The organism is Granulicella sp. S190 (genome assembly GCF_009766095.1).
GTDB lineage: Bacteria > Acidobacteriota > Terriglobia > Terriglobales > Acidobacteriaceae > Edaphobacter.
Genome location: NZ_LMUD01000016.1, coordinates 133,489 through 154,753 on the forward strand (window position 1 = coordinate 133,489; position 21,265 = coordinate 154,753).

Genomic DNA, 21,265 nt, shown 5'->3' on the forward strand with positions numbered 1-21,265 from the left:
TAAGGCAGTCGCGGCAAGCCGATTTGTGCGGCTCTACACTAATGGAAGCAATAGAGCCTGATGCAGCATCCAAGGAAACAGGAGAGACAATGCCCAAGGAGTTTTACTTCGAAGATTTTTATGTAGGCCAGAAGTTTCATTCCATCGGTCAAGCCAAGGTGACCGCTGAAGAGATCAAAGAGTTTGGCAGCAAGTATGACCCGCAGCCCTTTCACCTGGATGAGGCGGCAGGGGAGAACTCCTTCTTCAAAGGGCTGGCGGCGTCGGGCTGGCTAACGGCTGCGATCGTGATGCGCCTTCGGGTGCAGTCGATTACGGTAGCGGGAGGCATGATCGGGGCGGGGGTCGAGGAGATGCGCTGGACCCAGCCGGTGCGTCCGGGCGACTCGCTTCGCACCGAGATTGAAGTGGTGGGAGTTCGGCACTCGAACTCACGCAAGGAGTTTGGCGTGGTTCGGACGCGGACGCTCGCCTTCAATCAGAAGGACGAGGTGGTGATGCGTTCGACGGTGAACTTTCTCGCGCCCGTGAAGCCGACTGCCTGATAAGGAGGGCAGAAACATGACCGAGGAGCACCTGGCGCTTCTGAAGGCCAGCATCGACGAGATCGTCGTACTGGAGACTACGGATGGCGAAGAGGTGGTTGCGCAGATTCTCTTCGTCTTCGATGAGGGAGAGACTCCCGACCTGTTTTATCTGAAGGTCGTTCCTAAGGAAGATGGGACCTTTGTTGCGCAGGGAAGCGGCGGCCATTCGCTGCTTCTCTCCGAGGTGGCTGCGGTCCACCGGCTCGATTCCTGAACTGGTTCTTGATGGGTCCGGACGCGAACCAAGGTAGTTACTCTTTCGATATACCCACAGCCAATCGGCGTATTCTTAACTGATGATGCGTATGACAGTGCTCGCCTCCGGGTCCAAAGGCAATAGCACCGTCATCTCCAGCTCGCGGACGCGGGTGCTGGTGGACGCAGGGATGTCGTGCCGCGAACTTCTGAAGCGGATGGCGATTGCCGGGGAGGATGCGTCCAGGCTCGACGCCATCTTGATAACCCATGAGCATCAGGATCACATCGCAGGGCTTTCGGTTCTTGCGCGCCGCCTCAAGATCCCAGTCTTCTTCACCGAGCCGACTCACCGGGCCTGGGTCCGGATGCTGACCCCGCGCACCACGATGACCTACGCGAAGTGGCTGGACCATGTGCAGAGCGAGAAGGAGGCACGTGCGGCAGTGGCCGCTGCGAGCCTCTCTACTGTCGGGTTGGCGCCCCAGATGGTGGCGCAGTCGGAGGCTATCGCAAGCGTCTCTGCCGAAGCTGCCGCGCTCAACCGCTCGGACGATCCGAACGCCAGCCTGGAGCTGCCCATCGACCCCGATGAAGAGGAGCTTTGCGGCGCGGAGGCGGAGGGGATAACCGCGCAAAAGCCTGAGAAGGGGGATCCGACGCAGCTTCCTGCTGTGGAGTACTTCCACTCCGGCACGCAGTTTTCGATTGGCGACATCGATATCACCCCTTTTACGATCCCTCACGACGCCGCCGATCCCTGCGGCTTCGTCTTCGAGTCGGAGGGGATCCGGATGGCGCTGGCTACCGATCTGGGTTATATGCCGCCGAACGTCAAGGCCGCTCTGAGGCGTATCGATGTGCTGCTGCTGGAGTCCAATCACGACCTGGAGATGCTGCGCGATGGCCCGTACCCCTGGTCGGTGAAGCAGCGTGTTCTCTCCCGGGTGGGGCATCTGTCGAACGATGCGACGGCGGAGTTTCTACAGAAGGACTACGACGGAGGAGCTGTCTGGATTGTGCTCGGGCATCTTTCGGAGTCGAACAATGCGCCGGAGCTGGCTCGGCTTTCGGCGGAGCAGGCACTGAGTAACCATCCCACGCTGCTTGGTAACCGGATTGTTCTGGCGGGACAGGCTGCTCCGATGGAACCGATCACTCTCTAAGTCTATAAATTTCTATAGTTTACCGGGCGTCCATCGGCCGTTACTAAACGATGAATCCTTTCCTTTCTTCCGGTTATCAAACAAGGTACAATGGTGACTATAAACTGATGAAAAAAACAGCGTTAGCATTCCCGCAGAACCGCAGAACCCACCCCTCTACCTGCATCGACCAGGTTGTGGGAGATATCCTCTCCGGTTGGCGCTATGACATCTCAGGGCTCTCCCCAGCGATGCGAACGGACTACGACCAGCATCTCTCCGATTGCGGCCATTGCCGGCGCCGTCAGCGCATCGCCCGTACTATCGATGTGCTTCTGATCAGCGTGAGCACACTTTCTATCGTTGCCTTCCTTCTGGCGGCGGTGGTTATTCACCGGGTTGAGGTAGCCACCCATATCGATACGGTCCGTGTTCATCTGAACCAGGCCCATTCTGTAGCCATCTCGCTCGAGGCAGTTGCTGTGGTCGGGTTGGTCTTCTCAACGCTGCTCTGGGTGCTGGTCGCTATCGCGACTCCGCTCCCCGGCTTCATCGGCGGGATCGTCGTGGAGCGTATACCTGCAGATCTTCGGGACCGGTTCACCAAGAACGCTGCCTGAAACAAGGGTTAGTCTTTCGTTTTCTGTGTTCATCTGTTTTCATTTGGGGTTCTGAAGGGCGGCTCGATCTGTCGGGCCGCTTTTCTTGGTCTCCGCACCTGCGAAACTTACCACTTCCTCCCGGCATTTGATAGCGTAGAGAAACAGCTATGTCCTCCCCCACTCCCGAAGGCGAAGTTCTTCAGCCACACCCTGATTCCGTCGCAGGACAGCAGATACCCGACTATGAGCGAGAGGCTTCGCGTCCGAACTCGCGTGAGCGCGGCTGGAATATTTTGGCTACGCCGGGCACCTATATTCTGCTTGGCATCAACATCGCTGTCTTCTGCTACATGATCTTTCGTGGCGTTTCGCCGAGCAGCCCAACTTCGAACCAGCTACTGTACTTTGGCGCAACGAATGCGGAGTTCATCCTGCATGGGCAGTGGTATCGCCTGCTTACGGCGACCTTCGTTCATGTGGGCCTGCTGCATATCGCGACGAATATGTGGTGTCTGTGGAACCTGGGCCTTCTGGGGGAGCCGCTGCTGGGGCCGTTCGGCCTGATTGCCGTGTACGTGATTACGGGCGTTGCCGGAAATCTGCTGGGCCTGTGCTCGAGCGTGATCTTTCGCGACTATGGATCGGTGGGAGCTGGAGCTTCGGGCGCGGTGTTTGGGATCGCGGGGATTCTGATTGTTCTGCTGTCGAACAAGAAGCTTCCGATACCGGCGTTTGAGTTGAAGCGGCTGCGACGGTCGGTGATTCAGTTTGCGGTTTTGAACCTGATTATTGGGATTGGCGCCAACTTTACCAGCATCGTGCGGATTGATAACCATGCGCACATCGGCGGGTTTCTTACCGGGCTGGCACTGGGCGTGCCCCTGGTACCGCGAATGACCTCGGGCCGTACCCGCTACCTCGCGCGACAGAAGCTGACCTTCGCTGCCGCTGCGTTTCTGCTGTTTCTGTTTGCTTACTTTATTACCAGGTTGGGGTAGGGCATTTAGCGAGTCAGCAAGTCAGGACGAATGAGGGCTTCGGCAGCTGGCTTTATTTATCTCCGGTCCAGAATGGTTCCAGGACCCGGGCACACTCTTCCAGTAGCGCCTGAGAGTCAGTATCGAAGGCGTTCAGGCGTTCGCTTTCTACGTCAAGGGTGCCGAGCACGCGTTCGTGGAGGTCGAGAACGGGCACAATAATCTCTGCGCGGGTACTGTCGAAGGTGGTCATGTAGCCTGCGTCATCGGCCACGTTTCCCGCGTTGATGGTTCTTCTGCCCGCGATCGCTCTTGCGGTAAGGCCCTGTGTGATTGGAAAGGCGGGATGAGAGGGCGCGGAGTATCCGCTCCACGCGATATTGACTACCAGACCACGCTGAAAGTCGACATCGTAGATCCCTACCCAGCGATATGGCCCTTCCACCTGAATCGCGTCCGCGATGCGCTTTGCCTTGGCGGAACGGCTGAGATCTTCCGCGAGAAGGTTCTTGAGTTGACCAAGGAGCTTGCTATCCGGCACCAGTCGTTCCTCCGGTTTGAGTGTGGAAGCAGATCTGGCCCGTATCCGTGCAGCTTTGCGTTACGAGGCCAGAAGCGTTGTTTTAGCTGAGAGTCGTCTGGGCAAACTTCCGCACCATGGCCAGCAGCAGTCTTCGATCACTGTCGGAGAGGTGGGCGGAGTAGCGCTGCACCTGGGTCAGAAACCTGATCTCGTCTTCGCCCAGATTCAGCCCCGACATCTCCTTGGCCATTGTCTCTTCGGCGAAAAACTCGGAGAGCTGGAGGTCGAGCGCCCGTGCAATCTTCTGCAGCGTCTCCAGCGAGGGCACGGTATGGCCATTTTCGACGCGCGACAGGTAACAGCGCAGTAACCCGGTGCGCTTCTCGATGTCGCCTTGCGACATGCCCTTTTGCAGCCGGTATCCGCGGATGGTAGTACCAATGTTCATCGAGATTGAAAGAGCCTCAATAGGCTCGTTCGCCACATCAACAGGAATAGTTTGCATGTCAGCCATTAGCCACAAAGTAAACACCCGCAACGACTTGGTCAATGGGTATCTTGGGGTACCAGTGAAAACCTGTACCATCGCAGGTTCATGGAGAGGCATTTACCCAAGAAACCTTGAAGCCTTACTTGAACCCCATCCCCGACGTGAACCGTCTCAGGCATTACTAAAGCAGTTACTAGCCCAGAAGGAAACCCAAGACGGTAGAGCCCGGTCCTAGAGGCCTACCCATCGAAAGATGCTGCAGAGATCGTCGGGGGAGGCGACGTGATCGGCTGCCGCGTCCTCGTCCGACAGCTCCACCGTTCCACTCCACAGTAATTTGAAGCCTGGATGGGATTCGAACAGCTCGCCTGACTCCGGGTTGAAGTAGATGACATCCAGCGACCCGGGCCGGTTCGCAAACTCCGTCTCAAGCCGCTCGATGAGACGCTTCACGACCGGAGCCGCGAAGGGGTTGAAGAGATAGAGCAGGCAAGGGCCGTCTGGAAAGGCGAACTCCGTTGCGTCCTGACAAAGAACGGTCACCGGGCAGACGGCTCGTCCGGCAGCGGTCCATAAGGCGAGATTCGACTCGGCGGTTTTAGTAAGGGATGGATTCAACTCCACGCCGATCGCCTGGCGAAAGACAAACTCCGAGGCCATCAGGACGGCGCGTCCCTTGCCGCAGCCGAGATCGATAAAGCTGGTCTCGGAGAGGGGGGCGTGACCAGAAGAGGAGATCCAATCTTCGACGACTCGCCGAAAGCGCGACGGGGCCATTCCGTAGTATGCGGTGTTGAAGACGTCGTTCTTGTGGCCGGAGCGAAGCTCTCCACCGCCGATGAGGCCGCTGGTGTCGACGCCATAGCGTTTGTCGAAGGGATGCAGAAGCGGTTTCCCGGAGGCTGTGGCGTCCTCATGGCGCTGCACGCGGCCTAACGCGGTGCGAACTGTTCCCGCTACGCCGCGCTGTGCCAGTGACCATCGCAGCTTGGACCATGCTGTACTAAGTCTTGTCATCGCCTCTCTTATTTGTCGGCTGGTTTCTCAGGGGGAGCCTACTTCCGACCGGCTCTTTTGAAAGAGTTAGTGAAGCTCCCACCGAAGCGCTGGATCAACGAGTGTCTGCATCAGAAAGTTCTTTCTGGGGATCGACCAATGAGCTACGCGGCGCAGCAGAGAGACGAACAGGGACCGGTTTGTGACCACGATATCGACAGCCTTTTCTGAGATGAAGGCGTGGCGCATGGAGTGCGGCGTTCCCCCTTCGAAGAAGAGTCTTTCCGTACCGATCTCAATCTCATGCTCGATGAGGTAAGAGCGGATGACTGTTCCGACCGAATATTTCTCGAGGCCGCCGCGGTTCATCTGCCAATCGATCTCCGAGACGCCATGATGTCTTCTGCCGCCCAGCAGGCTGATCCATTGTCCCTCAGGCGACTTAACCCCAACACAGAAGAGACCTTCGAGTGCCTTCATCGTGTTGTATCGCCGGTCGATCACCACATCGCTAACCGGATGCGTCGACGCCTGATTCAGCTCGGTCAGCTCGGATTTGCTGAGTGTATTTTTTATGTCGCCTTCAAAGATGCACTGCAGCTCTGCTTCAGCCTTCCGGCGGTAGTACCTCAGGTTGCGACGTGTATGTTTCCCCATCGCGGCCAAGGTCTCGTCGACGTCCTTTTCGAGCACGATGGTCGCGCCGACCTCGCGCGTCTGGGTTGTCCACCAAAGCTTTTTATCTTCCTCGACGGCTCTAATGAAGCACTCCTGGCAGATCTTCTCTTCACTGCCGGCATAGCTGAGCATGACGACCTGAGCGCCGCGCTCCATCAGATAGTGGCCGACTTCTGCAGTGATCTTCGTGCGTTGCGCAAGCGGCGCGATGACGGCCCTGCTGCCGTTGAAATCATTTGTGCTGAAGACTCGAAACGGCATTCCCAGCACTTTGTACTCATAAAGCAACACTGCGCCCTTCAAATCCTGGGCACGCAATCCGGCAAGTTTTACATCGCTGCTGTTAGTGACCAGGATGAGGTGGGGTATTTTCTTCAGGTTATCGGTGCTGGTAAGAAAGTATTCCAGGTAGTCCATTGCGCCGGTCTGCTCGCAGAGTGCGCTTAGAGCAACGAGAACAGACTGAACACGCAGAATCGCTATTCGTCCGCGCAGAACTAAAAAGTGAGCGGTATCGAGATCACTACTTAGGGGACTCTTTGTTTCATGACTGGTCGACAGCATAGGTTACGTGTTGAAACGAAGATCTTTAAAAGCAGATACCGTTGTTCTCGCGATCAGTTGAGACAACCTCTGAAAAGATGAAGGCACGATAACTGAGAGCTTTACGCCTAATGCATCCTATTGGATTTTGTGATGCAAATGATTGCAGTGTTGCTGGAAGGCTGTTTCCCAATCCTTGCTCGTACCGCTTTACGAAGGATGCCCAAACAGCTCAGCAGGGCGAAGAAGGTCTATCTCGATATCTCGAATAGAGGAATATCAAACCTATATCGAACTCTAGAAAGAATTTACAGTAACTACGATGATCCTCCCTGAATTAAAAAGTTTCATCCAGGGGGATCAATAAAAATTACCCCATGTACATTCCGCCGTTTACATCCAGGGTGTGCCCGGTAATGTAACTTGCCTCCTCCGATGCGAGAAACGCGACGGCGTGGGCGACCTCGATGTCGGTCCCGACTCGCCCAAGGGGAATGAACTGGGCATTTGCGGCCTTCTGCTCGGCGGTCAAAACTTCGGTCATGGCTGTTTCTATGAACCCTGGAGCTACTGCATTGACGGTGATGGTGCGACTTGCCAGCTCCCGAGCCAAGGACTTGGTCATTCCGATCAGTCCGGCCTTTGAAGCGGCATAGTTTACCTGTCCTGCCTGTCCGGTCTCGCCCACGACGGAGGTAACGTTGATAATCCGTCCCCACCGGCTTTTTACCATTTGAGACATTACGGCCTGGGTCATCAGGAAAGCGCCCGTCAGGTTGGTGGTCAGCACATCGTCCCAGTCCTTGCGCTTCATCCGCATCGACAGGATGTCGCGGGTGATACCGGCGTTGTTGACCAGGATGTTTACCCCGCCGAAGTGGGTGATTACGGCCTTGGCGCACTCCTTGATCGACTCCTCACTGGCCACGTCCAGAGCGAACGTGTGAGCTTGCCCGCCTGCAGCGGTAATTTCAGCAGCAACGGCGGCCAACTTGTCGAGATTTCTTGCGGCCAGGGCCACGGTTGCTCCTGCGCGCGCGAGTTCCAGCGCACAAGCGCGGCCAATTCCCTGGGACGAACCTGTTACCAACGCAATACGACCTGCCGAAATGCTCATGTCTCTCCTTGACTCAAACCTAGTTATTATACGAATTCATTTCCATGAGTCAGGTATCCGACGCAACTAGCGGTCTTCGCGCAGTGACCAGATATACACGTGCAGCTCCCGCGCGAAGTGAAGCAGTGGGGCACGATCCGGTAACGCGATTCCATGCGCCGCGGGCAGCTCATTGATCCGAATCTCGGCCTCGGCCGGCTCGAGCGGCCATGGCAGGTGATGAATATGGCCTACAAGCACGCGCCCGCCATGGGGCGTATAGAGGCAATACCGCTCCGTCAGAAAGTGTTCCAGGGTTCCGGTCACGCTCGGCTCGGCGACCGTACCCAGCCCGCGATAGCTTGCTTCGAAGCGTACGCTGCGCGCGGTCAGCAGCCGCCTGCTGGTGTATTCGATGGCTCCGTTCTGCGCGATTCGCCGCTGCATGCTGGCCAGAAAGTACGGCAGATGAAAGAGCGTCCGCGCTCCCAGAACAGCCAGCGCACTGGCCGCGTCCAGCGAGAAGAAGTACACTCCGCGCAGACCTGTTACTCGCGACCGCACGTAAGTTCGCAGATTTAGCTCACAGAAGGAAGCGGTTCCCGGAACCGTGACGCATCCTTCGCCAACGGCGCGTGTCCGCACCTGATCCATCCAAAAAGGGACGACCCCGACCCAGGCAAAGCCGTCGAAGCTATCGACCTCGAGGCCAGGAGGAAGCAGTCTTGCCATTGCGTCGACGGAGATCGGCCAGTGCGCAAAGAGCAGGTCGTTCCATCGCTGCGCCATTCTCCATCGCCCAGCTGGCAGCTCATAGGGGCGATGACTCACGGCGCTCAGGACATTCAACATGATGCAAGCATAGATGCGTCCACAGCCGAAGCCGCCCGGATCAAGTATTCTGAGCATCACCATGTCAGCGAGCCAGAAGCCCGATAGCCAGAAGAGTTCGATTCCCGTGACTGCTCCAAGCGAAGAGCAGCCATCCTCCCCTGAGACCGATGTCTACGCTATTCACGGGGCCGACCCCGAGGTTCTTGCCTACGCGATGGCCAAGTACTCCCGCTCGGCTCTCACCATGAAGGAGTCGCTTGCCGAGATCAGCTCTCAGCGCGCCGAGCAGTTCCTCAACACGTTCTACTTTGCCTACGGCCACCGCTCTATCGCCGACCTGGCCCACATCCCCTTCGCCATTGAGCGCTTGTCGCTTCTCGCGGCCATTGAACTGGTCGACGAGCAGCGCTGGGATGGGCAGGAGCGGTCCACCCGCTACCAGAACTTTCGCCTCTCCGGCTGGTTTACGCCCCAGCTAGGGGCCGAGACCACGATCTTTACCGCCGCTGTGGAGACCCTCTTCACCACGTATGACAAGATCAGCGCAGGAATGCTCGCCGCGCTCAAGGGGGCCATCCCACAGCCTGAGACCATGAAGCCCGAGGCTTACGAACGCACGCTGAAGGCGCGCGCTTTCGATGTGGCACGGTACCTCTTACCGCTTGCCACTAATACTTCGTTGGGGCAGATCGTCAACGCGCGGACCCTTGAGACCCAGGTCTCCCGTCTGCTTACCAGCGAGTTCGCCGAGGTTCGACAGCTTGGTGAAAGGCTCCGCATTGCCGCGTCAGAGCCTGCGTGGAACGTGCAGCACGCTACCGCCGAAGTTCTTTGCGAAGAGATTAGTTCAATCGATCCTGCCTGCGGCGAGCGCGCTCATGAAGCTTTTCTTCGACCGGTAAAGACTGCGCCAACACTGGTTAAATATGCTGCGTCGAATGACTACCAGAGGCAGACGCGCAGTGAACTCGCCCATGCTGCGGCGGAGCTGATGCGCAACCAGCACATCGCCGACGCGCCGGTAGTCGACCTGCTTGATGGAGACGAGCCACTGGAGATCGAGCTTGCTACGTCGCTTTTGTACCCGCACTGCCACTACCCTTACCGTCAGCTCCGGCATCAGGTTGCCGCACTGAGCGCCAATCAGCTCGGGGAGATTACAAGCCTGGGTACGAAACATCGAGGCCGCCACGATGAGCTGCTCCGCAGCTTCTCCTCCGGGCATAGCTTCCGCTTCGACATCCTGATGGATATCGGCGGCTTCCGCGATATGCACCGCCACCGCCGCTGCGTTCAGCTGTTGCAGCCGTACACCGATCTCCATGGCTATGACGAGCCGCTTTGCCCCGGTCAGCCGACCCTTGCCGAAGCAGGCCTCGAAACGCTTTACAAAGAGACGTTGAGCGCTACCTATGCCACCTATCGAAGTCTGCGCGATAGTGGCGCCCCCGAGGCGGCGCAGTCGGCACAGTACTGCCTGCCGTTGGCCACCCGCTGCCGGTCTCTGTTCAAGATGGACTTCGCCGAAGCTCTCTACATCTCTGAGCTGCGTTCCGGGGTCGCCGGGCACTTCAGCTATCGCCGAGTCGCGTGGGAGATGTATCGGGCTGTTGCTAAGAAGCATCCGGCGCTGGCGCAGTACTTCCGTATCGAAGACGTCAACGAGCCGGTGGATCTACTGCGACGCTAAAAAGTGTTACATCCCTACAACAAAGAGGCCCCGGAGTGAGGGGGCCTCTTTGGATCACGCGATGATGGTGTTGTGTTCAGGTTTAGTGAATGGTCGATGCAATTACAACTGTTGAGATGATGCCAGTCGCCGCAGCTGCGAGAACGTAATTTCCATCTACCTGACGCCACTCATAGCCTCTTGGCGGTTCCTGAAGGTGATAGTGCTTGTAGTCCACTCGTTCTCCACGATTCCAGTCCTCATTCCTGATGTGGGCTCCTTGCTTCCACTCGTCGTGACGGACATAGTGCCCGTGGTCTTCTGCAAGTGCGAGGCCGGTGCTAAGGACAACGGCCAGAGTCGAAAAGGCAAAAGCTTTGCGAAGTAGTCTCATTTAAGCTCCTGCAGTGTCTGATTCCTTCCCCAAATATCCCGTTGCTCGCCGGATGGCGTATGACGGGCTTACGGGGAAAAATATCTCAACTTTTATTCGCCTTTTATTTGCTTTTTCAGGTTTGAATGCTAGAATCCCAAATTGAACCATCAACCTCCCTTTCACACCCCTTCAGGAGAGAAATATCGTGGCAGATGACCGCAGCAAGGCAATTGAACTAGCCCTTTCCGGGCTGGAAAAGCAGTTTGGCAAGGGTTCCATCATGCGGCTCGGCTCGAAGGATGTCGTGCCGATCGCGGTCATCTCTACCGGTTCCATCTCCTTCGACGCAGCCCTTGGAGTAGGGGGCGTGCCGCGCGGCCGCGTCATCGAGATCTTTGGCCCGGAGTCCTCGGGTAAGACCACCATCACGCTTCAGATCATCGCCGAGGCGCAGAAGTCCGGCGGCCTCGCAGCCTTCGTGGACGCGGAGCATGCACTCGACCCTGCCTATGCAGCCAAGCTGGGGGTAGACATCGACAACCTGCTCGTCAGCCAGCCTGACTACGGGGAACAGGCTCTAGAGATCGTCGAAGCGCTTGTCCGCTCGAACGCCATTGATGTGCTCGTGGTCGACTCGGTCGCGGCGCTCGTTCCCAAGGCCGAACTCGACGGTGAGATGGGCGACTCTCACATGGGCTTGCAGGCTCGTCTCATGTCGCAGGCCCTGCGCAAACTCACCGGAACGGTCTCGAAGTCTCGCACCTGCCTCATCTTCATCAACCAGATTCGCGAGAAGATCGGCGTTATGTTCGGCAATCCGGAGACGACGACGGGCGGTAAGGCGCTCAAGTTCTACTCGTCCGTGCGTATCGACATTCGCCGCATCGGCGCGGTGAAGGACGGCGATTCGGTGGTGGGCTCTCGCACCAAGGTCAAGATCGTGAAGAACAAGGTCGCCGCTCCCTTCCGCGATGCCGAGTTCGACATACTCTATGGCGAAGGAATCTCCCGCGAGGGCGACGTGCTCGATCTCGCTGTGCTGCACAACATCGTCGACAAGAGCGGCGCCTGGTACAGCTACCAGGGCGAGCGTATTGGCCAGGGACGCGAGAACGTTCGTGCGTTCCTCAAGGAAAACAAGGATGTCTTTGCGCGCGTCGATACCGAACTTCGGAAGAAGCTCGGCATCTCCGGTGTCGCCTCTACCGATGTTCCACCGGTTCCTTCGGACGGCCCGGTGCAGGCGAAGGAAGCAGTTCGAGCCAAGAAGTAGGCTGGTGATGATTAACCAAGAAGCGCCGGCAATCTGATTGCCGGCGCTTCTTGGTTTTGCACCTTACCGAGCAAAACCTCTGACATCGAGTGATCTAGATCCGGGAGACTGAAGGCGTAGCCTTAGTCCATCCCCTCACCGCCTCCGCTGGGAGCCGGTGGACCGCCTTGTCCCCCGCGGCCGTCAAGCCCTTCCGGGCCGCCCCGCATCCTCATACCTCGATGCTCGCGGCGCTCGGCCTGCAGCTTGGCCCACTGGTCCGGGGTGAGTACATTGCGAATACCCAGAAGCATCTTGGCGTTCGCCTTTTCCAGCTCCGCCCGGGCCTGGGCGGTGTGGTCGATCTGAGCGAGGATCTTGTTCGTATCCGGAGGGTTGGCTGCGAGCATCGGCTCCATCAGAACCTCCTGCTTCTCGACATTCGCGCGCAGGTCGATCAGTTGCAGCTTGCTCTGCTGCAGAATGTCATCCATCTTCTTCTGCTGGTCTGGTGTGAGCGTCAGCTTCTGAATGAGGTCAGCGTTGTGCCACCAGATTCCGGGGGGCCCAATGCGAAGCCCACCGCGCATGCCCTCGCCTCCGCCCCATGCGCCGCGGCTGTGCTCCATTCCTCCGCCCGGTTGCGGCGGACCAGCCGAGCCAGGTTGCTGCGCTGCCAGAAAGCTGCCAGAGAGCGTTGCGAATAAAACGGCCGAAAGTAGAGGTTTCGCGTGCATGTCAGTTCGTCCTTTTATCTGAGGTAGATGTTGTCGAGTTGGTCGCGTCGGTCGGATCGTCCAAAGCCTCCATCGGCGAAGGCACATCGGCAGAGACCTTCTGGTCGATATCTGCCAGCAGCGCCTCGTCCGACTCTCGGGTCTGCAAGGTCGCCGCGGCGGTCTTCATCGCAGAGCGAGCGGCAGACTGCTGCTGATGCAGCGTGATCGGAAAGAGAGCAGCGACGAAGACTACCGCCGCTGCTGCCCAGTAAAGTGGCTGCGAGAGAAGGCTGTGCGGAGGAGCGATCGAGGATCGGCTGGCGTAGCTCTGCGCAAACTCCTGACGAGAGTAAGCAACGGAGGCATCGCGGAAGTGAGAGAGCGAATCGCGCAGGCTCTTCAGCTCCGCCGCGCAGTTCAGGCAAGCCTGAAGATGCTGATCGACAACATCGGTGTCGCGATAGACACCCACAGGCTGTGAAGACGAGTCGGCGAGAAGCACATCGCAGAGTTGCTCGTGAGTGAGGTGGAGGTTCATAGAGTGTCCTTGAGAGTGTCGTTATGGCGAGCCCGAATGATGGCGAGGGCACGATAAAGGTGTGTTTTGACGGTGCTGACGGGCAAGCCTGTGATGGTTGCGATCTCGGACAGCTCAAGCTCTTCGAGAAACCGCAAGAGGAAGACGCTCCGCTGACGCTCTGAGAGCTCCGCAACGCTCTGCCATACCAGCGTCATCTGTTCGCTTGCGATCAGGCGCGATTCGAGCGAGCTGTCGCGATGCGGAACGAACGAAGAGATGTCAGACACATCGATGGCTGTATCCGAGACCCGCTTCCAAAAGCGGAAGCGATCGGTGCGGGTGTGATCGCGAACCAGGTTCAGCGCAATCCGCATGAGCCAGGTTGAGATGGAGCAATCGCCGCGGAAGCTGCTACGTGCCGACCAGGCTCGAAGAAAGGTGTCCTGGGTCAGCGTCTGGGCCACGTCCCGGTCGCGGATCGAGACCAGGTGGAAGCGGAAGATTCGCTGCTCATACGTGGCGACGATCGAATCCATATCGTCGAGGGCCGTAGCCGATGTCTGCGGCGCGGCGGCCGTCTGATGCGTCATCGAGAGTCTGTCATGACTGAGAACTTCGGAGCTGAGAGCTTGTGCTGGCATGTGGTATCCGCTTTTGAGCTTGCCGCCGCATGTTCTGGCTACTGGGAGAGACGCCCGAGTATGTCCGCAAGACTACAGAAGTTAGCGTTTTTATTTTTTCAGGGTAAAGCGCGGTATGCTGCTCATGCATGCATACCGTAAAAGCGATCTACCCCGGAACCTTCGATCCACTGACCAATGGACATCTTGACCTGATTGCTCGTGGAGCAAAGATTGTAGATGAATTAGTCGTCGCGATTCTGCGCAACTCCGAGAAGGGTACGCCCCTGTTCACGGTTCCTGAGCGAGAGGAGATGATTTTTGAGGCGACCCGCAGCTTTGGGAACGTCTCGGTGACGACGTTCGACGGTCTTTTGGTGGATTTTGCCCGGCAACAAGGCGCCAAGGCCGTCCTGCGAGGCATCAGGGCGATCAGTGACTATGAGTACGAGTTTCAGATGGCAATGATGAACCGGAAGCTGGATCCAGAGCTGGAGACGCTCTTCATGATGCCCGCAGAGAAGTACACCTATGTCAGTTCGAGACTGATAAAAGGGGTCTTCCAGCTCGGCGGCGACGTCACGGCTCTGGTGCCTCCGTTGGTCGTGGAGCGACTGAAAGCAAAGGTTCCCAGCCGGCCATGACCGCATGAGAAGACTTGCTCCTTTATCTCGCTGGCTAAATCTGCCAAACTAGAGATATGACCACAGCCACAGCGACGAAGATATTTGCGGACCGCATCGGCCGCATTGAAGTTTCTGCAACCATGGCGATCACAGCCGCTGCGTTGAAGCTCAAGTCTGAAGGGGTAAACCTGGCGGACTTTGGCGCTGGCGAGCCGCACTTCTCCACTCCCCGCCACATCAAGGATGCGGCGATCGAGGCGATCGAGAAGAACTTTACCCGCTACACCAACGTGGCCGGTATTCCCGAGGTGCGCAAGGCTATTGTGGATCGCCACGCCTGCGACTTCGGCTCGAACTATACCCCCGACGAGTGCGTCTTTACCACCGGTGGCAAGCTGGCCCTGTTCAATGCGATACAGGTTCTGGTTGACCATGGCGACGAGGTGATTCTTCCCGTTCCTTATTGGGTCTCCTTCAAGGACATCATCCAGTACGCCGGCGGCAAGGCCGTTCTGGTTGAGAGCAAAGAGGAAGAGAACTTCCGCATCACGGCGAAGATGATCGACGCGGCGATTACGCCTAAGACCAAGGCGATCATCCTCAACACGCCGTCGAACCCGTCAGGTGCGGTGGTTGCTCCTGAAGATCTGGAAGCCATCGTCCGGCTGGCCCATAAGCACGGCATCTACATGCTGCTCGATGAGTGCTATGTCTATCTCACGTTTACCGGCGAGGTCGTCAGCGGAGGTTCTTTCACCGACTGCAAAGAACACATCATCATCCTGGGATCGCTCTCGAAGACCTACGCGATGACGGGTTGGAGAGCGGGCTTCGCGCTCGGTCCGAAGCCGATTATCGCGGCTATGAGCAAGCTTCAGTCGCAAAGTACCTCGAATACTGCCAGCATGGTGCAGCGGGCGTCGATCGCTGCTCTGACCGGATCGCAGGAGTGTGTTTCGGAGATGCGGGCGGATTACATCAAGCTGCGCGATCAGACCTTGGCGGGCTTCAAGACCATCCCGGGGCTAACCTGTACGGTGCCGCAGGGAGCCTTCTACGTGTATCCGAATGTGAGCAAGTTCTTCGGCAAGGGCGGGGTCAAGTCCGCGTCCGACCTGGCGGCGAAGCTGCTGAGCGAAGCGCACGTTGTCGTCGTTCCTGGCGAGGCCTTTGGGACATCAGAGCACATTCGACTTTCGTATGCTGTATCGCACGATGTTGTGGATGAAGGTGTAAAGCGAATGCGAGACTACTTCGCAGCGTTGAGTTAGCTGTTGATCTTACGTCTGGACCGCACTGCTTCTTTACAGTGCGGTCTTTTCACTAAGACGGAGGCTTATGCCAATTGAAGGCGGTAAGACGGAGCAAAAGTTCGCTCCGGTAATTCTTGCAGGTGGCAGCGGGACACGGTTCTGGCCTAGAAGCCGGAAGGCGCGGGCTAAGCAGGTGCTGGCTCTGGATGGTGAGCGCACCATGATTCAGCAGACGGTAGAGCGTCTGCTGCCGGTGGTCGATCCCTCCGAGATATGGGTGATCACGAACAGCCTTCTCGACGAACTTATTGCCGAGCAGCTTCCAGAAGTATCTCGCGCACATATCCTGAGCGAACCGGCAGCTAGAAATACTGCGCCTGCGTGCGCTCTAGCTGCTTTCCTTCTTGAGCCGACTGCTCCGGAGACAGTGATTGGCATCTTTCCGTCGGATCATGTGGTGAAGAATAAAGCGAGATTTGCAGAGGTGATTCGAGCTGGGATCGCGTTGGCTGCGAGTGGGGAGAAGATCGTTGTACTGGGTGTTCCTCCTACGCGGGCAGAGACAGGCTACGGCTACATCGAACTGGGCGAGGTCGTCGATAGCTCGCAGAGTGGTCATGAAGGCGTTGCGGTTCGACGTGTGAAGCGCTTCACGGAAAAGCCGAACCTTGAGCTAGCGGAGCAGTTTGTCGCTTCGGGAAACTACGCATGGAACGGAGGGATCTTCCTCTGGAGTGCGCGGACTCTGGCAAACGCGATCCGGGAGCATTGTCCCGCCATGGCGCCTCTGCTCGAGAGAATCGCTGTGGCGCATCGCACCTCGAAGGAGGAGTTCGAGCGAGTCTTTGCCGAGGTCTACTCGCAGTGCGACAACATCAGCATCGACTATGCGGTGCTAGAGCCTCGCTCTGCCAAGGGCGAAAAGGGCGCGGAGATCTATAGCCTGCCCGGTGACTTCGAATGGAACGATCTTGGCTGCTGGTCGGCGTTGCATGAACATGCTGCGGGATGTCCTCCGGAGAGTGTTTCGGTTGCGAATGTCTTTGAGGGGGAAGATCCGCTCTGTATCTCCATCGATTCGAGCGGGAACTACATTCATGCGCCGGGTAAGGTCATTGCTCTTGTCGGAGTTACGAATCTCGTCGTCGTCCAGACGAAGGACGCTCTGTTGATTACAACTCGCGACCGATCGCAGGATGTTGGGAAAGTCGTCGCCCAGCTGAAGAGTGCGGGGCGAGAAGACCTCATCTAAGTCCCTCGTGGACATTGCTCTCATTTACTCAGGAAAATTGAATAACTATGGCAGAGACAGTAGTAAAGTTTGGCACTGATGGCTGGCGCGGGATTATTGCAGATGACTTCACGTATGCGAATGTGCGGGTCGCAGCAGCGGCGATTGCGAACTATGTTTTAGCTCACGAAGACGCGGCGGCGGGGGTGTGTCTGGCTTACGACACGCGGTTCGGCTCGCACTCCTTCGCGAAGGTTGTTGCCGAAGTACTTGCGGGTGCGGGCATCCCGGTAGCTATGGCCGTGGAGATCACGCCGACACCGGCACTCTCGTACGCAGTGCGCGAGCGCAAGGCCGCGGGCGGAGTGATGATCACGTCGAGCCATAATCCAGCGGAGTGGAATGGGGTGAAGTACAAGGCCAGCTACGGCGGTTCGGGTAAGCCTTCGATCATGTCTGCGATTGAAGGCTATCTGGATAAGCCGCTGGTGAAAGCCGCGAAGCCTGCACCGATCGAGACGGTTGATTTCAATCCGGATTACATCGCTGCGATTACTCGCTTTGTCGATCTCGATGCCATCCGCGCGTCGGGCTATAAGTTCCTGCTCGATTGCATGTATGGCGCTGGCCGTGGCGTGGTCGCGGGAGTCTTTACGCGCGCGCATATTCCCTTTGTGGAGATTCGTAGCGAGATCAATCCTGCGTTTCCTGGGATCAACCCTGAGCCGATTCTGCCGCACATCAAGGCTTCGCAGGTGGCCGTAGTGGCGGAGAGGTGTGATGCGGGCCTGGTCGTGGATGGGGATGCGGACCGGATCGGCGCGGTGGATGAGCACGGCAACGTGGTCGATGCGCACAAGATCTTCGCCGTGATCCTGAAGTGGCTGCTGGAGCGGAAGAAGTGGCCGGGCGATGTGACTCGCGCGTTCAACACAACCAAGATGCTCGACCGGATCTGCGCGAAGTATGGGCGGCGGCTCCACGAGCACGGGATCGGCTTTAAGTACGTCTGCGACCTGATGCTTGAAGAGGAGATTCTGATCGGCGGCGAGGAGTCGGGCGGGATCGGCATCAGCCGGCATCTGCCGGAGCGGGACGGGATGCTGAACTCGCTTCTTTTGGCGAACGTGATGGCCGATGAGAAGAAGACGCTGGGACAACTGGTTGCGGCGCTGCAGGAGGAGTTCGGCGAACACCAGTATGGCCGTATCGATATGCATATCGATGAGGAGTTGAAGCAGTCCGCGATTGCACGGGCAAGCGCTCTCAAAGACAAAGCTGGGGTAGCTGATTTTGCAGGGCTGAAGGTGCTTCGGGTGGAGACGTTGGATGGGATTAAGTTCTTTCTCGAGGAGCCTGCCTGCGCAGACAAACTAAACGCTGCGGAGACCTGGGTGTTGCTTCGCGCCTCCGGTACAGAACCATTGCTACGGGTGTACTGCGAGAGCTGTTCGGTGCAATCGGTAGGACGTGTGCTGGCAGCGGCTGAGGCATTTGTTCTGCAAGGACGTGCCGTTTGAGCAAAGAAATTTGCGTGACCGCCAAAGGCATTCTGTTCGATATGGATGGAGTGCTGGTCAGCTCTATCGGGTCTGTCATCCGCTGCTGGCGACAGTGGGCCGAGCACTACGAGATTCCCAACGCTGAGATATACGAAGTGCCGCATGGGATGCGGGCGATCGAGATCGTAATGTCGCTACGACCGGATATCGATCCTCAGGAGGGCCTGCGGTATATCGAAGATCTGGAGATGGACGATGTCGCAGACCTTGTTGTGCTGCCGGGTGTGAAGGCGTTGTTGGAGAGTCTTCCGGTCGAGCGCTGGGCCATCGTAACCTCGGCGACCAGCCGGCTGCTGGTGGGGCGTCTGAAGGCAGCTGGGCTGCCTGTTCCCGATCGTATTATCAGTGCGGATATGGTGGAGCGGGGCAAGCCAGATCCTGAACCCTACCGGCGCGGTGCGGAGTTACTCGGCCTGCTGCCGTCAGAGTGCCTGGTGGTGGAGGATGCGCCCTCTGGTGTGGGAGCTGGTGTGGCTGCTGGTTGTCGTGTGCTGGGCGTGCTGGGGACGCACTCGGCGCAGGATTTGCACGCGGCAAACTGGGTGGTTGGATCACTTGAGAGCGTCCGGGTTGCGACGACAGCGGACGGCCTGGAAGTACGATTTACTCCCTCCATCTAAAGGCGCCCAATGGGTGCAGAACTCACCAGTGAATCGATGGGCTGAAGATGTAGTGCGTCTCCAGAAACCAGGCAAGAAAGAAAAGAACAAGCATGATGCTGGTGGCCCAATAGAAGATCTGCAGCGGCAGGGTTGTGGAGAGAGAAGGCGGCGGAAGAGGCTCGGACTCGCGGAAGATGAGCCCACCCACTAGTGAAATTCCGGCTGAGAGTATGAGGAGCAGAAGCGAGTCGAAGATTCGGTCGCGAATCGCCTGGTGCGGCTGGAGGAGTAGATGAGGGTCTTCCATGGTTAGAAACACGGTGTGGAAGAGCGCTAATAGGGAGAGCAGGCAAAGCAGGAGGGCGACGGGTTTGGCGAGTTCGAGCAGCATGTGCCGACTCCTCTGGTATCGAAGCTCAGTTTACCGTCTCTGCGCGTCTGCTCCAGCTAGAAGGGATTCGACGCGCTGGAGATCCTCCTCCGTATCGACGCCGATGGTGTCGAACTCCGTGGGTTCGACGTGGACGCTGATGCCGTTCTCAAGGAAGCGAAGTTGCTCGAGCCGTTCGGTTTGTTCCAGAAGGCTGGTGGGGAGGGTGGGGAAGCGTTCGAGCGTTGCTTTGCGGTAGGCGTACAGGCCTATGTGCTTCCAATACTTCGGGGTAGCTCCATCGCGGTCGTAAGGAATGGTGGCGCGAGAGAAGTAAATCGCGCGACCGTCGGCGGCGGTAACGACCTTGACGGCGTTGGGGTTAGTGATGTTTTCGGCAGAGCAGAGGACCTTAAGGGTGGAGACTTCGACGTGTCTCTGGGCAAAAGGCCGCAGAAGAGCCGTCAGGTGCTGGGGCTTGAGCAGCGGCTCATCGCCCTGGATGTTGATGTAGATATCCGCGTGAACATTGCGGGCGACGGCGTGAACGCGGTCGGTGCCGCTGGGAAGATCGGGTGAGGTAAGTTGTACAGGCCACTGATTGCGGTCGCAGAGCTCGGCGACCTCGTCTGAGTCCGTGGCGACCAGGACGCGGTCAAGCTGGGGGCAGGCGCTGGCCGCCTCGTAGACCCACGCCAGCATGGGCCGGCCGGCAAGGTTGCGTAAGACTTTGCGGGGCAGGCGCGTGGAGGCGAGCCGAGCAGGAATAACGCCCAGGACGGACGGCTTTTCGATGAGTCCGGAATCAAGTATGATTGGAGATGGCTGTGCCGTGGCGATCGTCTCTCTCGTAACAGAGAAGTTTTGTGCCGGCATGCCCCTTACACACATTGGCGGTGTAGCTCAGATGGTTAGAGCGACGGACTCATAACCCGTAGGTCGGCAGTTCGATTCTGCCCACCGCCACCAAAGTGTTATAGCGACTGCTGGCGCACTCTCTACGGTTCGAGAGTATCATTTTGTCTAGATTGTCTGATCTGCGGGATGATTTCCCGTGGGATGCGTCTAAACGATATTGCGCTGGGAACACCCCATGGAGTCGCTCTGAACTATGCCTAAGATCTCGAAGATTCTATTGCTCGCCGTGTCGGTTGCTCTAGTCGTTACTGTTTTTCTGGGCGTGAACTCGAACCCCGTGAGTGCTGCCAGCGAGCCTCAGGATGGCGCTTACCGCCAGATCAACGTCTACAGCGAAGTACTAAGGCACATCCAGACGGACTACGTCGAAGAGCCGAATATCAACGCCGTCACCAACGGCGCTCTGCGTGGGCTGCTCGAGTCCCTCGACGCTGACTCCAGCTATCTGACTCCTGAGGACTACAAGGCTTTCAAGGCAGACAAAGGCGGCAAGGCGCAGGTGGGGATCAATGTTTCAAAGCGGTTTGGCTACGCCACCGTGGTCTCTGTAGTGCCGGGCAGTCCGGCTGATAAGGCAAACCTAGCGGATGGGGACATCATCGAGGCCATCGGGCCGCAGGATACGCGCGATATCTCGCTGGCAATGATCCAGTTGTTGCTCGAAGGACAGTCCGGAAGCGAACTGACGGTCTCCGTAGTGCGGCCGCGGAAGGCTGCGCCGGACAAGATTGTGATGACTCGTGTTTCGACTGCCCCTGCTCCGGTTGCAGAGACGATGTACGAGAACTCGTCGATCCTTTATCTGAAGCCTGGGGTACTCGATCACGATCATGTGCAGCAGATTGAAGCCAAACTGAAGGCGATGCCGAAGGCTGGGAACA

At 57.9% G+C, this 21,265-nt stretch carries 25 protein-coding genes and 1 tRNA gene; 14 read left to right on the plus strand and 12 right to left on the minus strand.

All coding sequences use genetic code 11. The features are described 5' to 3' along the window. Nucleotides 1-41 precede the first annotated feature (41 nt). The 5 genes from GSQ94_RS09965 (at nt 42) to GSQ94_RS09985 (ending at nt 3,527) form a co-directional block, all read left to right on the plus strand. Entirely contained in the window at nt 42-545 is a 504-nt protein-coding gene (locus GSQ94_RS09965; protein WP_371417488.1) for a MaoC family dehydratase, read from the plus strand. Nucleotides 546-561: 16 nt separating this feature from the next. Next, the gene (locus GSQ94_RS09970; RefSeq protein ID WP_158943605.1) at nt 562-801 is read left to right on the plus strand and encodes a hypothetical protein; all 240 of its coding nucleotides are present in this window, start codon (nt 562-564) and stop codon (nt 799-801) included. A gap of 82 nt (nt 802-883) precedes the next feature. Continuing rightward, entirely contained in the window at nt 884-1,948 is a 1,065-nt protein-coding gene (locus GSQ94_RS09975) for an MBL fold metallo-hydrolase (RefSeq protein WP_158943607.1), read from the plus strand. 107 nt (nt 1,949-2,055) lie between these two features. Continuing rightward, nucleotides 2,056-2,547, plus strand: a complete 492-nt coding sequence (locus GSQ94_RS09980) for a hypothetical protein (RefSeq protein ID WP_158943609.1) — start codon at nt 2,056-2,058, stop codon at nt 2,545-2,547. Between the two features lie 149 nt (nt 2,548-2,696). After that, nucleotides 2,697-3,527, plus strand: a complete 831-nt coding sequence (locus GSQ94_RS09985) for a rhomboid family intramembrane serine protease (protein WP_158943611.1) — start codon at nt 2,697-2,699, stop codon at nt 3,525-3,527. Between the two features lie 52 nt (nt 3,528-3,579). Here the strand turns inward: GSQ94_RS09985 and GSQ94_RS09990 are convergent, their stop codons facing one another. From GSQ94_RS09990 to GSQ94_RS10015, 6 genes are all read right to left on the minus strand, one after another. Continuing rightward, a complete protein-coding gene (locus GSQ94_RS09990) occupies nt 3,580-4,047 on the minus strand; it encodes a GAF domain-containing protein (protein ID WP_158943613.1) in 468 nt (155 codons plus the stop codon). Nucleotides 4,048-4,129: 82 nt separating this feature from the next. Then, nucleotides 4,130-4,477 carry a helix-turn-helix domain-containing protein gene (locus GSQ94_RS09995; RefSeq protein WP_254063776.1) on the minus strand — a complete coding sequence of 116 codons (348 nt, stop codon included), beginning with the start codon at nt 4,475-4,477 and terminating at the stop codon, nt 4,130-4,132. 273 nt (nt 4,478-4,750) lie between these two features. After that, nucleotides 4,751-5,536 carry a class I SAM-dependent methyltransferase gene (locus GSQ94_RS10000; RefSeq protein ID WP_158943615.1) on the minus strand — a complete coding sequence of 262 codons (786 nt, stop codon included), beginning with the start codon at nt 5,534-5,536 and terminating at the stop codon, nt 4,751-4,753. A gap of 66 nt (nt 5,537-5,602) precedes the next feature. Continuing rightward, nucleotides 5,603-6,610: a hypothetical protein gene (locus GSQ94_RS10005; RefSeq protein WP_158943617.1), complete on the minus strand. Its 1,008-nt coding sequence runs from the start codon at nt 6,608-6,610 to the stop codon at nt 5,603-5,605. A 496-nt stretch (nt 6,611-7,106) separates the two neighbouring features. Further along, nucleotides 7,107-7,853, minus strand: coding sequence for a 3-oxoacyl-[acyl-carrier-protein] reductase (gene fabG / locus GSQ94_RS10010; RefSeq protein ID WP_158943619.1), 747 nt, complete (start codon nt 7,851-7,853; stop codon nt 7,107-7,109). Between the two features lie 66 nt (nt 7,854-7,919). Continuing rightward, the gene (locus tag GSQ94_RS10015) at nt 7,920-8,741 is read right to left on the minus strand and encodes a YqjF family protein (protein ID WP_254063777.1); all 822 of its coding nucleotides are present in this window, start codon (nt 8,739-8,741) and stop codon (nt 7,920-7,922) included. Between the two features lie 4 nt (nt 8,742-8,745). Between GSQ94_RS10015 and GSQ94_RS10020 the strand changes: the two genes are divergently transcribed. Then, a complete protein-coding gene (locus GSQ94_RS10020; RefSeq protein ID WP_158943621.1) occupies nt 8,746-10,356 on the plus strand; it encodes an FAD-dependent thymidylate synthase in 1,611 nt (536 codons plus the stop codon). 82 nt (nt 10,357-10,438) lie between these two features. Here GSQ94_RS10020 and GSQ94_RS10025 read toward each other — a convergent pair whose 3' ends face one another. Then, nucleotides 10,439-10,729, minus strand: a complete 291-nt coding sequence (locus GSQ94_RS10025; protein ID WP_158943623.1) for an RcnB family protein — start codon at nt 10,727-10,729, stop codon at nt 10,439-10,441. Nucleotides 10,730-10,916: 187 nt separating this feature from the next. Here GSQ94_RS10025 and recA point away from each other — a divergent pair, with 187 nt between their 5' ends. Further along, a complete protein-coding gene (gene recA / locus GSQ94_RS10030; protein ID WP_158943625.1) occupies nt 10,917-11,984 on the plus strand; it encodes a recombinase RecA in 1,068 nt (355 codons plus the stop codon). A gap of 122 nt (nt 11,985-12,106) precedes the next feature. Here recA and GSQ94_RS10035 read toward each other — a convergent pair whose 3' ends face one another. Genes GSQ94_RS10035 through GSQ94_RS10045 form a run of 3 tightly spaced genes read right to left on the minus strand, consistent with a single transcriptional unit; the run spans nt 12,107 to nt 13,843 of the window. Then, a complete protein-coding gene (locus GSQ94_RS10035) occupies nt 12,107-12,700 on the minus strand; it encodes a Spy/CpxP family protein refolding chaperone (RefSeq protein ID WP_158943627.1) in 594 nt (197 codons plus the stop codon). Nucleotide 12,701: 1 nt separating this feature from the next. Then, on the minus strand, nt 12,702-13,220 hold the full coding sequence (locus tag GSQ94_RS10040; RefSeq protein ID WP_158943629.1) for a hypothetical protein: 519 nt from the start codon (nt 13,218-13,220) through the stop codon (nt 12,702-12,704). Further along, a complete protein-coding gene (locus tag GSQ94_RS10045) occupies nt 13,217-13,843 on the minus strand; it encodes an RNA polymerase sigma factor (protein WP_254063778.1) in 627 nt (208 codons plus the stop codon). The genes GSQ94_RS10040 and GSQ94_RS10045 overlap by 4 nt, the downstream gene beginning before the upstream one ends. Before the next feature lie 128 nt (nt 13,844-13,971). On the opposite strand from GSQ94_RS10045, the gene coaD reads away from it, so the two are divergent. From coaD to GSQ94_RS10070, 5 genes are all read left to right on the plus strand, one after another. Continuing rightward, a complete protein-coding gene (coaD, locus tag GSQ94_RS10050) occupies nt 13,972-14,466 on the plus strand; it encodes a pantetheine-phosphate adenylyltransferase (RefSeq protein WP_158943630.1) in 495 nt (164 codons plus the stop codon). A gap of 56 nt (nt 14,467-14,522) precedes the next feature. Next, nucleotides 14,523-15,719, plus strand: coding sequence for a pyridoxal phosphate-dependent aminotransferase (locus GSQ94_RS10055; protein WP_158943632.1), 1,197 nt, complete (start codon nt 14,523-14,525; stop codon nt 15,717-15,719). Nucleotides 15,720-15,786: 67 nt separating this feature from the next. Further along, nucleotides 15,787-16,953, plus strand: a complete 1,167-nt coding sequence (locus GSQ94_RS10060) for a mannose-1-phosphate guanylyltransferase (protein WP_158943634.1) — start codon at nt 15,787-15,789, stop codon at nt 16,951-16,953. 47 nt (nt 16,954-17,000) lie between these two features. Further along, a complete protein-coding gene (locus GSQ94_RS10065; protein ID WP_158943636.1) occupies nt 17,001-18,452 on the plus strand; it encodes a phosphoglucomutase/phosphomannomutase family protein in 1,452 nt (483 codons plus the stop codon). Then, the gene (locus tag GSQ94_RS10070; protein ID WP_158943638.1) at nt 18,449-19,114 is read left to right on the plus strand and encodes an HAD-IA family hydrolase; all 666 of its coding nucleotides are present in this window, start codon (nt 18,449-18,451) and stop codon (nt 19,112-19,114) included. Before GSQ94_RS10065 ends, GSQ94_RS10070 begins: the two co-directional genes overlap by 4 nt. 22 nt (nt 19,115-19,136) lie before the next feature. On the opposite strand, the gene GSQ94_RS10075 is transcribed toward GSQ94_RS10070, so the two are convergent. Together GSQ94_RS10075 and kdsB are read right to left on the minus strand one after the other, a co-directional pair. Further along, nucleotides 19,137-19,487 carry a hypothetical protein gene (locus GSQ94_RS10075; RefSeq protein WP_158943640.1) on the minus strand — a complete coding sequence of 117 codons (351 nt, stop codon included), beginning with the start codon at nt 19,485-19,487 and terminating at the stop codon, nt 19,137-19,139. Between the two features lie 30 nt (nt 19,488-19,517). After that, entirely contained in the window at nt 19,518-20,342 is an 825-nt protein-coding gene (gene kdsB / locus GSQ94_RS10080) for a 3-deoxy-manno-octulosonate cytidylyltransferase (protein ID WP_158943642.1), read from the minus strand. A 16-nt stretch (nt 20,343-20,358) separates the two neighbouring features. Here kdsB and GSQ94_RS10085 point away from each other — a divergent pair. Beyond that, nucleotides 20,359-20,435: transfer RNA gene (locus GSQ94_RS10085), tRNA-Met, on the plus strand. Between the two features lie 142 nt (nt 20,436-20,577). Beyond that, nucleotides 20,578-21,265, plus strand: a 688-nt coding sequence (locus GSQ94_RS21365; protein ID WP_254063779.1) for a S41 family peptidase, incomplete at its 3' end; no start/stop codon positions are given.